The organism is Bradyrhizobium sp. LLZ17, from assembly GCF_041200145.1.
Classification (GTDB): domain Bacteria; phylum Pseudomonadota; class Alphaproteobacteria; order Rhizobiales; family Xanthobacteraceae; genus Bradyrhizobium.
Genome location: NZ_CP165734.1, coordinates 4825375 through 4840245 on the forward strand (window position 1 = coordinate 4825375; position 14871 = coordinate 4840245).

A 14871-nucleotide genomic window follows, 5' to 3' on the forward strand; every position below is an offset into this window, starting at 1 on the left:
GGCTGCAGGAGTGACGGAGTTAGTTCCAATTTTACCGAGTTCAAGAAAGGGTTTTTGAACCCTTCGCTTTACCTTGCCGATTGGGGTGGGCAGCGAAGATGGCAAACGTCAGTTTCAACCGCAAGCGAGCAAAACTCAAGCAGGTCCTCGGAATCCGGGCGCGGCTTGCGTTGCTCGCGGTGATTCTGGTCGCTCCCTTGATGCTCGAGCGGATCCGTTCGCTCGAGGACACGCGTACCAAACAGATCGCGCAGGCCACGACCGAATTCACCACCGTGGCGAGGCATAGCGCCGATGCGCAGCGCGAAGTGATCTCGTCGGTCGAGACCATCCTGAAATCGGAAGCCTTTATCCGCGCCTCCGCCGGCGGTGTCAGCAAAAGCTGCGACGTGCTGCGCGCCAGCCTGCCGACGAGCCTTCCCTGGATCCGCACGCTCTTGATCGCCGGCCAGGACGGCCGCATCCAGTGCGCGACCAACAATATGTATGTCGGCCTCGACCTCAGCGAGCGCCCCTATTTCCAGCAGGCGCAGGAGACCGGCCGCTTCGTGCTGTCGGACTTCATCATGTCGCAGCCGGTGCCGTCGCCGACTGTGATGGCGGTGTATCCGGTCTCTGCGTTCAGCGGCGTCGCTGACGCCGTCGTGCTCGCGACCGTCAATCTCGACTGGATGTCGAAGGTCATGAACAATCTTGGCGGCCGTCCCGGCATCACGGCGGTGCTGGTCGACAGCGCCGGCACCGTGCTGGCTGCGCCCGCCGATCAGCGCAGCGCAGTCGGACGTCCGCTCGACAACATGCCGCTGATGGCGGCGATTGCCGACATGGCGCTCCGTTCGGACCAGGACGAGGGCTCGCTGTCGTTCCTCGCCGCCGACGGCTCGCAGCGCGCGGTCAGCTTCACCCGCATTGCCGGCACCAATGCCCGCCTGATCGCCAGCATCGACGAGGACAAGGTGTCTGCGGCGGTCAGCCGCGATATCCGCACCGCCTATCTCCAGCTTGCCTTCGTCGTGATGTTCGTGCTGCTCGGTGCGCTGATCGCCGCCGAGAAGCTGGTGATCAACCCGATCGAGATGCTGGCGGACATGGCCAAGCGCCTTGGCGAGGGCGACCTGTCGGCGCGCGCGGCGCGCAATCGCCTGCCGTCCGAATTCGTGCCGCTGGCGCGCGCGTTCAACGCCATGGCCGCGCAGCTGAGCCAGCGCGAGCGCGAGCTGATCGCGAGCAATGACCGGCTGACCGTGATGGCTTCGATCGACATGCTGTCGGGGCTCGCCAATCGCCGCGGCTTCCAGAGTCGTCTCGACTTCGAATGGATGCGCGCGCAGCAATATGGCAGCGAGCTCGCGCTGCTGATGATCGACGTCGACCATTTCAAGCTGTTCAACGACACCTATGGCCATCTCGAGGGCGACTCCTGCCTGACCCGGCTCGGCGAGTCGCTGTCCGGCATCGCCGCCGACACCATGGGCTTTGCCGCGCGTTACGGCGGCGAAGAATTCTGCCTGTTGCTGCCCAACACCGACGTGATGCGCGCGGTCGAGATCGGCGAGCTGGTGCGCGCGGCCGTGCTGAAGCTCTGCCTGCCCCACATCACGTCCGCTCACATGATCGTCACGGTCTCGATCGGCGTGGCCGCGACGCGGCCCAACGAGACCTTGCGTCCGGGCGATCTGATCGAAGCCGCCGACGCGGCGCTCTATGCCGCCAAGCACCGCGGCCGCAACAATGTCGTCCAACACGGCATTTTGCGGATCGAGGGCGCCACGGGCGAGATCGCGATGGCGGGCTAGCCGGCCCGGCAGCCATGACGCGATTGCGGCGACCGCACTTGCCGAGATAGCGCGGGCGGTCGGTTCCTGACGCGCGGCAAGCCATTGACCCGTTGTAGGCTTTTATGGCCTAGTCCGGCCTCTTTAGCCGGCCCGAACTCACGAAAAGCCCAACGATTCCATGACCTCCGAACGCTATAACGCCCGCGACGCCGAACCGCGCTGGCAACGCCAATGGGACGAGCAGGCGATCTTCGTCTCCAAGAACGACGATCCGCGGCCGAAATACTACGTGCTGGAGATGTTCCCCTATCCGTCCGGGCGCATCCATATCGGCCATGTCCGCAATTACACCCTCGGCGACGTGCTGGCCCGCTTCATGCGCGCCAAGGGTTTTAACGTGCTGCACCCGATGGGCTGGGACGCGTTCGGCCTGCCGGCCGAGAATGCCGCCATCGAGCGCAAGGTCGCGCCAAAGGCCTGGACCTACGACAACATCGCCGCGATGAAGAAGCAGCTCCGCTCGATCGGGCTGTCGCTGGACTGGAGCCGCGAGATCGCGACCTGCGATCCCTCCTATTACAAGCACCAGCAGAAGCTGTTTCTGGACTTCCTGCGCGCCGGTCTCGCCGAGCGCGAGAAGCGCAAGGTGAACTGGGACCCAGTCGACATGACCGTGCTCGCCAACGAGCAGGTGATCGACGGCCGCGGCTGGCGTTCGGGAGCCGTTGTCGAACAACGGGAAATGAACCAGTGGGTCTTCAAGATCACGAAGTACTCGCAGGAGCTGCTGGACGCGCTGGACGATCTGGACCGCTGGCCCGACAAGGTGCGGCTGATGCAGCGCAACTGGATCGGCCGCTCCGAGGGCCTGCTGGTCCGCTTCGCGCTGGATCAGGCGACGACGCCCGCGGGCGAGAGCGAGCTGAAGATCTTCACGACGCGGCCCGACACGCTGTTCGGCGCGAAGTTCATGGCGATCTCGGCGGATCATCCGCTGGCGCAGGCCGCCGCCGCCAAGAACCCGAAGCTCGCGGAGTTCATCGCCGACATCAAGAAGATGGGCACCGCGCAGGAGATCATCGACACCGCGGAGAAGCAGGGTTTTGACACCGGCATCCGCGCGCTGCACCCGTTCGATTCCAGCTGGAAGCTGCCGGTCTATGTCGCGAACTTCGTGCTGATGGAATACGGCACCGGCGCGATCTTCGGCTGCCCGGCGCATGACCAGCGCGACCTCGACTTCGTCAACAAGTACAATCTCGGCAACACGCCGGTGGTGTGCCCCGAGGGCCAGGATCCCAAGGCTTTTGTCATCACCGACACCGCCTATGACGGTGACGGCCGCATGATCAATTCCCGCTTTCTCGACGGCATGACCATCGAGCAAGCCAAGGACGAAGTCGCAAAACGCCTTGAAAACGAGCTGCGCGGCAATGCGCCGGTCGGCGAGCGTCAGGTCAATTTCCGGCTGCGCGACTGGGGCATTTCGCGGCAGCGCTATTGGGGTTGCCCGATCCCTATCATCCATTGCCCGAAATGCGACGTCGTGCCGGTGCCGGACGCGGAGCTGCCGGTGAAGCTGCCGGATGACGCGACCTTCGACAAGCCGGGCAATGCGCTCGACCATCACCCGACCTGGAAGCACGTCACCTGCCCGCAATGCGGCGGCGCGGCGAGCCGCGAAACCGACACCATGGACACGTTCGTGGACTCGTCCTGGTATTTTGCGCGCTTCACTGATCCCTGGAACGAAAACGCCCCGACGACCCCCGCGATCGTCAACCGGATGATGCCGGTCGACCAGTATATCGGCGGCGTCGAGCACGCCATCCTGCATCTGCTCTACAGCCGCTTCTTCGTCCGCGCGATGAAGGCGACCGGCCACATCGCCATGGACGAGCCCTTCGCCGGCATGTTCACCCAGGGCATGGTGGTGCACGAGACCTACCAGAAGGCCGACGGCGCCTATGTGCAGCCGGCCGAGGTCAAGATCGAGGTCGGCGGTAACGGCAGGCGCGCGGTCCTGATGGCAACCGGCGAGGACATCACGATCGGTCCGATCGAGAAGATGTCGAAGTCCAAGAAGAACACGGTCGACCCCGACGACATCATCGAGACCTACGGCGCCGATGTCGCGCGCTGGTTCATGCTGTCGGACTCGCCGCCCGACCGCGACGTGATCTGGAGCGACGAGCGCGTCCAGGGCGCCTCGCGCTTCCTGCAGCGGCTGTGGCGGCTCCTGAACGACTCCGTGGAGCTTGCCAAGACCGCACCCGCGGCGCGACCGGCCTCGTTCGGCCCCGACGCGACCGCTTTGCGCAAGGCCGCCCATGGCGCGCTGGACAAGGTCACGACCGGCATCGAGCGGCTGCATTTCAACGTCTGCCTCGCCCATATCCGCGAATTCGCCAACGCCCTGTCAGAGGCGCTCCAGCGCGCCGGCCAGCCATCCCCCGGCCTTGCTCCGGATTTGGCTTGGGCGATCCGCGAGGCCGGCCGGATCCTGGTCCAGCTGTTCTCCCCGATGATGCCGCATCTGGCCGAGGAGTGCTGGCAGCTCCTGGGCCATGACGGGCTGGTTTCCGAGGCCAATTGGCCGCAAATCGAACGCGATTTGCTGGTTGAAGACGCCGTGACCCTGGTGGTCCAGGTCAACGGCAAGAAGCGGGGTGAGGTCACGGTTGCAACAGCGGCCCAAAATCCGGAAATCGAGGCTGCCGTTTTAGCGCTCGATGCGGTAAAACTGGCCCTGGACGGCAAGCCCGTCCGCAAAGTGATCATCGTCCCCAAGAGGATCGTGAATGTTGTCGGCTAGGATCCGCATCGCAGCCCGTTTGCTGGCGGTTGCCGCATTGGCGGCGCTGACGGCTGGGTGCTTCCAGCCGATGTATGCCGAGCATACCGACGGCACCCCCGGCCTGCGCGAGAAGCTGATGGGGGTGGATCTCCCGCCGATCTCGAAGCCGAACGCCTCTCGCGAGGCCCGGGTCGGAGTCGAAGTCCGCAACGCGCTGGCGTTCAAACTCTACGGCTCGGCCACCGGCATGCCGCCGACGCACCGACTGGACATCCGCTTCACCAGCAGCAAGTCCTCCCTGATGATCGATCCCAATACCGGCCTGCCGAGCAGCGAGAATTACGGCATCGACTGCCAGTACAATCTGATCGAGGTCGCGACCGGCAAGTCGGTGATGACCGGGACGACCTTCTCGCGCGTGTCCTACGACATGCCCGGCTCCTATCAGCGCTTCTCCCGCAACCGCGCGGTGCGTGATGCCGAGGATCGTGCCGCCAACGAGATCGCCGAGAACATCAACACCCGGCTCGCCTCGTTCTTCACCGCAGGCACTTAGGTTGCTCCTGGCATGACGATCTAGGTCATGGTCGCACTGCGCGGAAAAGAGATCGACGCCTTCCTCGCCCGCCCCGACGCGGGCCGCCCGATCATCCTGCTCTATGGTCCTGATGCCGGCCTCGTGCGCGAACGCGCCGATGCGCTGATCGCCTCAGCCGTCGATGATCCGAACGACCCCTTCTCGCTGGTCAAGCTCGACGGCGACGAGCTTTCGGCCGAGCCGTCGCGCCTGGTCGATGAGGTCATGACCGTGCCGCTGTTCGGCGGCCGCCGCGCCATCCGCGTGCGCGCCGGCTCGCGCAGCTTCGCCAGCGGCATCGACACGCTGGCCGAGATGCCGGTGAAGGATTGCCGTATCGTGATCGAGGCCGGCGAACTCCGCGCCGAGTCGCCGCTGCGCAACGCCTGTGAGCGGGCCAAGACGGCCGTGGCGATCGCCTGTTATCCCGACACCGAGCGCGACCTCGCCAAGCTGATCGACGACGAGCTCCGCATCGGCAATCTGCGCATCGCGCAGGATGCCCGCGCCGCGCTGATGTCGTTCCTCGGCGGCGACCGCCAGGCCTCGCGCAACGAACTGCGCAAGCTCACGCTCTACGCCCATGGCAAGGGCGAGATCACGCTGGACGACGTGATGGCCGTCGTCGCCGATGCCTCCGAGTTGAAACTCGATCCGATCGTCGACGGCGCCTTCGCCGGCCGGCCTGACATCGTCGAAACCGAATTCGCAAAAGCCATGATCGCCGGCACCTATCCCGGGGTCATCATCTCCGCGGCGCAGCGCCAGGCCGCGTGGCTGCACAAATCCGCGCTCGCGATTGCCGACGGCACGCCGGCCTCCGCGGTGCTCGATGGCGGATTTCCGCGGCTGCATTTTTCAAGAAAGCCCGCGGTCGAAACCGCGCTGCGCAATTTCAGCGTAACGCGGCTCGCAGGAATCATCGAGCAACTTGCGACCGCCGCGCTCGACACCCGCAAGCAATCCACCCTCGCCTCGGCCATCGCCCAGCGTACGCTGATGGCGATCGCCGCGAATGCGAAGCGACGGGGCTAATCAGGATCGCGCTTTCTCCCCGTCATTGCGAGGAGCCCTTGCGACGAAGCAATCCAGAGTCTCTCCGCGGAAAGATTCTGGATTGCTTCGCTGCGCTCGCAATGACGGTGTAGAGGCGGCGCGCCAAGCTCTCACCAAGGTCGTCCCGGCGAAGGCCGGGACCCATAACCACAGGGAGAAGCTTTGACGAAGGCTCGTCTTTCGGTACTGCGGGCTTCCGCAATCGATGGATCACGCAGTATGGGTCCCGGCCTTCGCTGGGACGACACCGATGATCAGAGCGCGCCTTTGGCGAGCCGCTTCATCACCTCGTCGAGCTGATCGAGGTTGCGGTAGTTGATCTGAACGGAGCCGCCGGGGTCGCGATGGCTGACGGTGACCTTGAGGCCCAGCGCGTCGCTGACGCGCTTCTCGAGGTCGACCGTATCGGGGTCTTTCTCCTTGGCACCGGCGCGCGCCTTCTGCGGCTTGCGCTCCGGCACGCCCTCTTCATGGGCGAGCGCCTCGGTCTGGCGGACGTTGAGGCCCTCTTCGACAATGCGCTTGGCGGCCGCGAGCGGATCGGGCACGCCGATCAGCGCACGGGCATGGCCGGCCGTCAGCTGGCCGTTCGCGATCAAGCCCTGCACCTCGGCAGGCAGCTTTGTCAGCCGCATCATGTTGGCGACGTGGCTACGACTCTTGCCGACGACTTTCGCGATCTCGTCCTGGCTGCGTTTGAACTCGTCGGCGAGCGCGTGGTAGCCCAGCGCCTCTTCCATCGGGTTGAGATCTTCGCGCTGCACGTTCTCGACGATCGCGAACTCCAGCGCATCGCTGTCGCTGATGTCGACGGGGACGATCGGCACGTCGTGCAGGCCGGCCATTTGCGAGGCGCGCCAGCGCCGCTCGCCGGCGATGATCTCAAAGCGATCCTGCACGCCTTTCACCGGACGCACCACGATCGGCTGGATCACGCCGTGCTGCTTGATGGAGTCGGAGAGCTCCTTGAGCTCGGTTTCCGAAAAGGCGCGGCGCGGATTGCGCGGATTGGGCTTGATGAATTCGATCGGCACCTTGCGCTGCGCGCGCGGACGATCGACATGCTGCGCCTCGCCGCCGACATCACCGATCAGACTCGCAAGACCCCGGCCCAGTCGCGAACGCGCTTCGTCGGCCATCGCCAGCTCCCTTGGATTCACTTTGGCAACACTCCAGAACTGAATTTCAGATCGTAGGGTGGGTTAGCGCAGCGTAACCCACCATTGGTTTGTTCGAGGCCGCAGACGTGGTGGGTTACGCCTTCGGCTAACCCACCCTACGTCGTCGTCAATGTGTCGTACGCAGCTCGCGCTCGCGCTGGATCACTTCGGTGGCGAGCCGCAGATATGCTTCGCTGCCGACGCATTTGAGATCGTAGACCAGCACCGGCTTGCCGTAGGACGGCGCTTCGGAGATGCGCACGTTGCGCGGGATCATGGTCTTGTAGACCTTCTCGCCCATGAATTGCCTGACGTCGGCGACGACCTGGTTCGAGAGGTTGTTGCGCGAGTCGAACATGGTCAGCACGATGCCGTGGATCGACAGGTTCGGATTGAGCGTCGAGCGCACCTGCTCTACCGTCTGCAGCAATTGCGACAGGCCTTCGAGCGCGAAGAACTCGCATTGCAATGGCACCAGGATCGCGTCGGAAGCTGCCATCGCGTTCACAGTGATCAAGTTGAGCGAGGGCGGACAGTCGATCAGCACGTAGGTGTAATCGGCATCGGGCGAGACGTTGTTGTTGAGTGCGCTGATCGCGTCGCGCAGCTTGTACGCACGACCGGGCGTGGTGCCGAGCTCGAGCTCGAGGCCGGACAGATCCATCGTCGAAGGCGCGATATGCAGCCGCGGCACGGCAGTCGACACCACCGCTTCGCGCAGGCTCGCCTCGCCCACCAGAACGTCGTAAGTCGAGCAGGAGCGGTTGCGGCGATCGATGCCAAGCCCGGTCGAAGCATTGCCCTGCGGATCGAGATCGACGATCAGGACGCGCTCGCCAATCGCTGCGAGCGCCGTGCCGAGATTGATCGCGGTGGTTGTTTTGCCCACACCGCCCTTTTGATTCGCCAGCGCCAGGATGCGCGGGTGACCCTGGGGCACCGCCACGGTCTGTTCTTGCTGCGGTTCGTCAATCACGGTCATCGCACATCCCCCAGTCAGTCCCTGAACGTCTCAGCTGCGCCGTTCGACGGTATCGAGTTCAACGATCCAGCCATCACCCGTCCGACTTTGATGGAGCTGGGGCTGAATATTCCAATATTTAGCGGCTTCGGTCAATTCAGCCTCTACATCTTGTCCCTTGAGGAACAGCGCTTTCGCCCCTTGGCGCATCAGCGGCTCCGCAAAGCCGATCAGTTGATGTAGCGGAGCCAGCGCGCGCGCGGTGACGCAATCGACCGGGCCAGTGATTCTATCCACATTATCCCCGATCTCGGCGAGATGTACGACTCCGGGAGATGTGGTGACGCGGATGGCTTCGCGCAGAAAGGCAGCCTTCTTGGCGATTCGCTCGACGAGATGGACGCTCGCGCCCGGCGTCCCGGCCACGGCACAGGCCAATACCACGCCAGGAAAGCCGCCGCCGCTTCCGAGGTCGGCCCAGCGCTTTGCGGACGGCGCCAAGTCCACGAGCTGGAGCGAGTCGGCGATGTGCCGGGTCCAGAGATGCGGCAGGGTCGAGGGCGCGACCAGATTGGTCTTGGCCTGCCACGCCCGCAGCAGCGCGATGTAGCGATCGAGCCTATTTTCCGTTTCATGTGAAACGGGGGCGAGCCTCAATGCCTCTCGCTTGTCGGCGGCGATAGTGGAATCGAGCGCCCGATCGTTGGCGCTGGCCTTGTCGATCTTCGGCCTGGTCGGTGCCGGTTCGGATCGACCAGCGCCCTCACCTGTTCCGGGTCGTCGGGATAGCGGTTTGTCCCCGCCCGGTCCGCGCTGTTTCACGTGAAAGGCCTATGCGATTGCTCTGGAGGTCTTCCGTGCTTCACGGCGAAGGTAGGCCGCGAGGATGCCGAGTGCCGCCGGCGTCATGCCGTCGATGCGGCCGGCTTGGCCGACAGTGAACGGCCGTGCTTTCTCGAGCTTGGCACGAACCTCATTGGAGAGGCCCGGCACCAGCTGGAAGTCGACATCGGACAGCACCAGCCCCTCGTCCCGCCGGAAGGCTTCAACGTCGGCGCTTTGCCGCTCAAGATAGACGTCGTATTTGGCGTCGATCTCGAGATGGGTCGCGATCACGGGATCGATGCTCGACAGCTCCGGCCAGATCGCGCGGACCTGGCTCCAGCCGACCTCAGGATAGGCCATCAGTTCAAAGGCCGACCGGCGCTGTCCGTCCCGGTTCAGCGACAGCCCGTGCTTGATCGCTTCATTCGGGGTAATCGTCAGGGATTTCGACAGCGTCCGCGCCGCATTCAAAGCGTCCATCTTGGCGCGATGATGCTGCGTCCGGGCGCCGCCGACACATCCGAGGGCGATGCCCTTCGCGGTCAGGCGCTGGTCGGCATTATCCGCCCGCAGGGTGAGGCGGTACTCGGCGCGCGACGTGAACATCCGATAGGGTTCGCTGATCCCGCGGGTGACGAGGTCGTCGATCATCACCCCGAGATAGCCATCTGCCCGGTCGAACACCGTCAGCGCAGCGCCACTGGCGGATAGTGCCGCGTTGAGCCCGGCGACAATGCCCTGGCCCGCGGCTTCCTCATATCCGGTGGTGCCGTTGATCTGGCCAGCCAGGAACAGGCCGCGCAACCGCTTGGTCTGAAGGGTCGGGTCGAGCTCGCGGGGATCGATATGGTCGTATTCGATGGCATAGCCTGGCCTGACCATCTTGACCCGCTCCAGCCCCGGAATGGTGGCGAGGATCGCGAGCTGGACCTCCTCCGGCAGCGAGGTGGAGATGCCGTTGGGATAGACCGTGCTGTCGTCGAGCCCTTCCGGCTCCAGAAAGATCTGGTGGCCGTCGCGGTCGCCGAAACGGACGATTTTGTCCTCGATCGAGGGACAATAGCGCGGCCCAGAGCTTTTGATCTGGCCCGAATACATCGGCGAGCGATGCACATTGGCCCGGATCACGTCGTGCGTTGCAGAGGTGGTGCGGGTGATCCCGCACTGAATCTGCGGCGTCGTGATCCGCTCGGTCATCACCGAAAACGGCTCCGGCGGCTCATCCCCGGGCTGCATTTCGACCGCCGACCAGTCGATCGTGGCGCCATCGAGGCGCGGCGGCGTGCCGGTCTTCAGCCGTCCAAGGACAAATCCGGCGCGCTCGAAGGAGCTCGAAAGGCCCATGGCTGGGGCCTCGCCGACCCGGCCGGCCGGCCAATTCTTCTCGCCGAGATGGATCAAGCCGCGCAGGAAGGTGCCGGTGGTGATGACGACGGCCCCTGCTCCGAACTCTCGGCCATCGGCCAGGCGCAGGCCAGTGACCCGGCCCCCCGCTACGATCAGCTCGTCGGCCTCGCCCTCAATCACCGAGAGACCTTCGGTGCCGCGGATCGCGGCCTGCATCGCCGCTGCATAGAGCTTGCGGTCGGCCTGGGCCCGCGGACCGCGGACGGCCGGGCCCTTACGGCGATTGAGGACGCGAAACTGGATGCCACCGGCGTCCGCCACTCGCCCCATCAAACCATCCAGCGCATCGACCTCGCGCACCAGATGACCCTTGCCGAGACCGCCGATCGCCGGGTTGCAGGACATCGCACCGACCGTCGAAAAGCGGTGCGTCACCAGGGCGGTGATCGCGCCCATCCGAGCGGCCGCAGCCGCGGCTTCGCAGCCGGCATGACCGCCCCCGATAACGATGACGTCGAAGCTCTCGCGCTCTGTTCGCATGGGCGACTTCTAACTCAGAGAGGAAAAAGCCGGAAGTGGAAACTCAGGCAGCCTGCTGTTTCACGTGAAACCGGCTCAGGGCTTCAAACACTTTCTGCCAAACAACCCCATGCACAGTAGCCAAGACGTAAAATCGTTGCGTTTCACGTGAAACACTCAGCCCTACGGGCAGGTTTGTTTCACGTGAAACAGCAAGAACTGGAACAAGAAATAGTTCTAGAATGAAGAACTAGACCTACTTCCCTATACAGAACTTCTGGAAAATGGCCCCAAGAACGTCCTCGACGTCGACCCGGCCCAGCAGCCGGCCCAAGGCATAAGCGGCGGCGCGCAGCTCTTCGGCGGCGAGCTCCTCGCCCTCTTCTACAAGCGCCAGGCTTCGGCGCAAGCTGTCGGACGCCTGGTGCAACAGATCGCGTTGCCGTGCCCGGGTCACCAAGGCGCCCTCGCTGGTTCCAAAGAATTCGGCTGCGAACCCGACCATGGAATTGATCAGCTCCGGCAGTCCGTCGCCCCGGCTGGCCGAAATCGCGAAGGTCTTGTCCGCGCTCGGCCCGGCAGCCGAGACACCCTCCGCGAGGTCGATCTTGTTACGGACGGTCCACACCGGTGCCGTCCCCGTCGTCCTTTCCTCCGCTGTTGCCTCAGGACTTGTCAGCCACAGCACGAGATCGGCATCCGCGGCGCGTGCCCTCGCCCGGCGCACGCCTTCCTGCTCGACCGGATCGTCGGTCTCGCGAATGCCGGCGGTGTCGATCACCGTGACCGGATAGCCTTCCAGATCAAGCTGCACCTCGATCACATCGCGTGTGGTGCCGGCGTGCGGCGAGACGATCGCGACGTCACGGCGCGCGAGCTGATTGATCAGCGTCGACTTGCCGACATTCGGCGGCCCGGCGATCGCAACCACCAGGCCGTCCCGCAGACGTTCCGAATGTCCCTGTGCCGCAAGGACTTCTGCGATTTCATCCTGCAACGCCTTGATCGCCTTTACCGCCGGCGCCCTCAGCTCGGCCGGCACATCGCCCTCGTCCGAGAAATCAATGCCGGCTTCGATCAGCGCGGAGGCCTCGATGATGCGCTCGCGCCAGTCGCGCGCGCGATTGCCCAGCAGCCCTTGCAACTGACGCAGCGCCTGGCGGCGCTGGCGGTCAGTGTCGGCGTGGATGAGATCGTCGAGGCCCTCGGCCTCGGTGAGATCGAGCTTGCCGTTCTCGAAGGCGCGCCGCGTGAATTCACCGGGTTCGGCCGCCCGCGTATTCGGAATTACGAAAATCGCGGCCAGGAGCGCCGCCAGCACCGCGCGTCCACCATGGACATGAAATTCGGCGATGTCCTCGCCGGTCGCGCTCGCGGGTCCCGGAAACCACAGCACGACCGAATCGTCGATCGGCCGGCCAGCCGCGTCTCGGAGCAGCCGCCGGCTCGCCTGTCTCGGCGCCGGCAGCCTCCCCGCCAGCACGCTCAACACTGGCCCGGCTTGCGGTCCCGAAACCCGAACGACCGCAATCGCGCTCGGCGGCCGGCCGGACGACAATGCAAAGATGGTCTGGTCTCGCGGATGCATGGCCTATTTGTCCGGCTGTCCGCGAAAAGGCAAATTTCCGTTTCGGCGCGGCCATGCTGCTTCCCTTGCTGCAGGATGGACTGCAGCAAATGGCTTATATTGCGATGCAACACAAACGCAGCATTTTGCTGCAATAACTCGCCACGTCAGCCGGTCGCGTTCGATCGATTCTCAGCATTTAGTAGCAGAATCAAACGATTAGCTCGTCTAAAAACCTACCCTCAATCCCGTCGACTATGCTGCGCTTTGCTGCAGCATAGCCGCACAAAGAAAAAGGGCGCCCGAAAGCGCCCTCCAATTCCTTGCTGCACCTGGCTCAGGTGTTCATCGAGTCGAAGAACTCGGAATTGCTCTTGGTCGAGCGCAGCTTGTCGAGCAGGAAGTCGATCCCGTCCATCGTTCCCATCGGGTTCAGGATACGCCGCAGCACGTACATCTTCTTGAGGACCTGCGGATCGGTGATGAGTTCTTCCTTGCGGGTGCCGGAGCGCGAGATGTCGATCGCCGGGAAGGTCCGCTTGTCCGAGACCTTGCGGTCCAGGATCAGCTCCGAATTACCGGTGCCCTTGAACTCTTCGAAGATGACTTCGTCCATGCGGCTGCCGGTATCGACCAGCGCGGTCGCGATGATGGTGAGCGAGCCGCCCTCCTCGATGTTGCGCGCGGCACCGAAGAAACGCTTCGGCCGCTGCAGCGCATTGGCATCGACACCGCCGGTCAGCACCTTGCCGGATGACGGCACCACGGTGTTGTAGGCACGGCCGAGACGCGTGATGGAGTCGAGCAGGATGACGACGTCGCGGCCATGCTCGACCAGGCGTTTTGCTTTTTCGATCACCATCTCGGCGACCTGGACGTGGCGGACCGCCGGTTCGTCAAAGGTCGAGGACACCACCTCGCCCTTCACCGAGCGCTGCATGTCCGTGACTTCTTCCGGACGTTCGTCAATCAGCAGCACGATCAGGTAGCATTCGGGGTGATTGTGCGCGATCGAATGCGCGATGTTCTGCATCAGCACGGTCTTGCCGGTGCGCGGCGGCGCCACGATCAGCGCGCGTTGGCCCTTTCCGATCGGCGCGACGATGTCGATCACCCTTGCAGAAAGGTCTTTTCGCGTCGGATCGTCGATCTCCATGCGGAAACGCTGGTTCGGAAACAGCGGCGTGAGGTTGTCGAAATTGACCTTGTGCTTGGCCTTTTCCGGATCCTCGAAATTGAGGGTGTTGACCTTGAGCAGCGCAAAATACCGTTCGCCTTCTTTCGGGCTACGGATGTGGCCTTCGATGGTGTCGCCGGTGCGCAGGCCAAAGCGGCGGATCTGCGAGGGCGAAACGTAGATGTCGTCCGGGCCCGGCAGATAATTGGCGTCCGGCGAGCGCAGGAAGCCGAAGCCGTCGGACAGCACCTCGACGACGCCCTCACCGACGATGTCGGTTTCCGCGAGCGCAAGCTGCTTGAGGATGGCGAACAGCAGCTCCTGCTTACGCATAGTGCTGGCATTCTCGACCCCATTCTCTTCCGCGAACGAGACGAGCTCGGCCGGCGTCTTCGACTTGAGGTCCTGGAGTTTAATTTCCCGCATTGGGGTGGTCCTGTGGGGTAACCTGGGGAGGGGTGCGAGGAGGCTCTGAGATGCGGACGCGAGAAGGTAAGGTCCGCAGGTCTGGCAAGGAGAGTGCCGGTGAGGCTTCAAACCTGATGCGGTGTCCGGCCTTCAAGAAGCTCAGACACAACCACATCCGCCTGCGTTGGGTGGGATAGCCTCAATATAGAAAATCGCTTCCCACTCCGCAAGCCGAAGCGCTGAGCGAACATCCACGATCTTTGCCTAGAACGGCTTCACGATCACCATCACGACGATGAGAATCATCAGGACAGTCGGTACTTCGTTGATAATACGATAGAATTTCTGACTGCGGGGGCGCCGGTCGGCGGCGAAGTCTTTCAGCCAGCGCGAAAAAAAGCCGTGGACCGCCGACATCGCCAGGACCAGTGCCAATTTTACATGCAGCCAGCCGGATGCAAACCAATGGCCCGACCAGGCGAGGTAGAGCCCGGCGAGCCAGGTGACGATCATGGCCGGGTTGATGATCGCCTTGAACAGCCGGCGTTCCATGATCTTGAACGTCTCCGACTGCTTCGAGCCTATCTCGGTCTCGCAGTGATAGACGAACAGCCGCGGCAGATAGAGCATGCCGGCCATCCAGGAGATGACGGCGATCACGTGCAGCGCCTTGATCCATACGTACATGCCGGAAAGCCT

Annotated in this window: 11 protein-coding genes; 4 read left to right on the top strand and 7 right to left on the bottom strand. The window is 63.9% G+C overall.

All coding sequences use genetic code 11. The features are described 5' to 3' along the window. Positions 1-98: 98 nt before the first annotated feature. From AB8Z38_RS23280 to holA, 4 genes are all read left to right on the top strand, one after another. Positions 99-1796, top strand: coding sequence for a diguanylate cyclase domain-containing protein (locus AB8Z38_RS23280; protein WP_369720121.1), 1698 nt, complete (start codon positions 99-101; stop codon positions 1794-1796). A 160-nt stretch (positions 1797-1956) separates the two neighbouring features. Then, positions 1957-4593 carry a leucine--tRNA ligase gene (gene leuS / locus AB8Z38_RS23285; protein ID WP_369720122.1) on the top strand — a complete coding sequence of 879 codons (2637 nt, stop codon included), beginning with the start codon at positions 1957-1959 and terminating at the stop codon, positions 4591-4593. Continuing rightward, positions 4580-5131 (top strand): LPS assembly lipoprotein LptE, encoded by a 552-nt coding sequence (lptE, locus tag AB8Z38_RS23290; RefSeq protein WP_369720123.1) that lies wholly within the window; start codon positions 4580-4582, stop codon positions 5129-5131. Before leuS ends, lptE begins: the two co-directional genes overlap by 14 nt. A 27-nt stretch (positions 5132-5158) precedes the next feature. Next, complete coding sequence (gene holA, locus AB8Z38_RS23295; protein ID WP_369720124.1) at positions 5159-6187, top strand: DNA polymerase III subunit delta; 1029 nt, start codon at positions 5159-5161, stop codon at positions 6185-6187. Positions 6188-6462: 275 nt separating this feature from the next. Here holA and AB8Z38_RS23300 read toward each other — a convergent pair whose 3' ends face one another. The 7 genes from AB8Z38_RS23300 to hemJ form a co-directional block, all read right to left on the bottom strand. Further along, positions 6463-7347 carry a ParB/RepB/Spo0J family partition protein gene (locus tag AB8Z38_RS23300; protein ID WP_369720125.1) on the bottom strand — a complete coding sequence of 295 codons (885 nt, stop codon included), beginning with the start codon at positions 7345-7347 and terminating at the stop codon, positions 6463-6465. A gap of 148 nt (positions 7348-7495) precedes the next feature. Continuing rightward, complete coding sequence (locus AB8Z38_RS23305) at positions 7496-8350, bottom strand: ParA family protein (protein ID WP_369720126.1); 855 nt, start codon at positions 8348-8350, stop codon at positions 7496-7498. A 30-nt stretch (positions 8351-8380) separates the two neighbouring features. Next, the gene (gene rsmG, locus AB8Z38_RS23310; RefSeq protein WP_369726581.1) at positions 8381-9010 is read right to left on the bottom strand and encodes a 16S rRNA (guanine(527)-N(7))-methyltransferase RsmG; all 630 of its coding nucleotides are present in this window, start codon (positions 9008-9010) and stop codon (positions 8381-8383) included. Between the two features lie 150 nt (positions 9011-9160). Next, the gene (mnmG, locus tag AB8Z38_RS23315; protein ID WP_369720127.1) at positions 9161-11041 is read right to left on the bottom strand and encodes a tRNA uridine-5-carboxymethylaminomethyl(34) synthesis enzyme MnmG; all 1881 of its coding nucleotides are present in this window, start codon (positions 11039-11041) and stop codon (positions 9161-9163) included. Positions 11042-11276: 235 nt separating this feature from the next. Continuing rightward, positions 11277-12608: a tRNA uridine-5-carboxymethylaminomethyl(34) synthesis GTPase MnmE gene (mnmE, locus tag AB8Z38_RS23320; RefSeq protein ID WP_369720128.1), complete on the bottom strand. Its 1332-nt coding sequence runs from the start codon at positions 12606-12608 to the stop codon at positions 11277-11279. 316 nt (positions 12609-12924) lie between these two features. Next, positions 12925-14190, bottom strand: a complete 1266-nt coding sequence (gene rho / locus AB8Z38_RS23325; RefSeq protein ID WP_369720129.1) for a transcription termination factor Rho — start codon at positions 14188-14190, stop codon at positions 12925-12927. A 246-nt stretch (positions 14191-14436) separates the two neighbouring features. Then, on the bottom strand, positions 14437-14859 hold the full coding sequence (gene hemJ / locus AB8Z38_RS23330; RefSeq protein ID WP_369720130.1) for a protoporphyrinogen oxidase HemJ: 423 nt from the start codon (positions 14857-14859) through the stop codon (positions 14437-14439). Between the last annotated feature and the right edge of the window lie 12 nt (positions 14860-14871).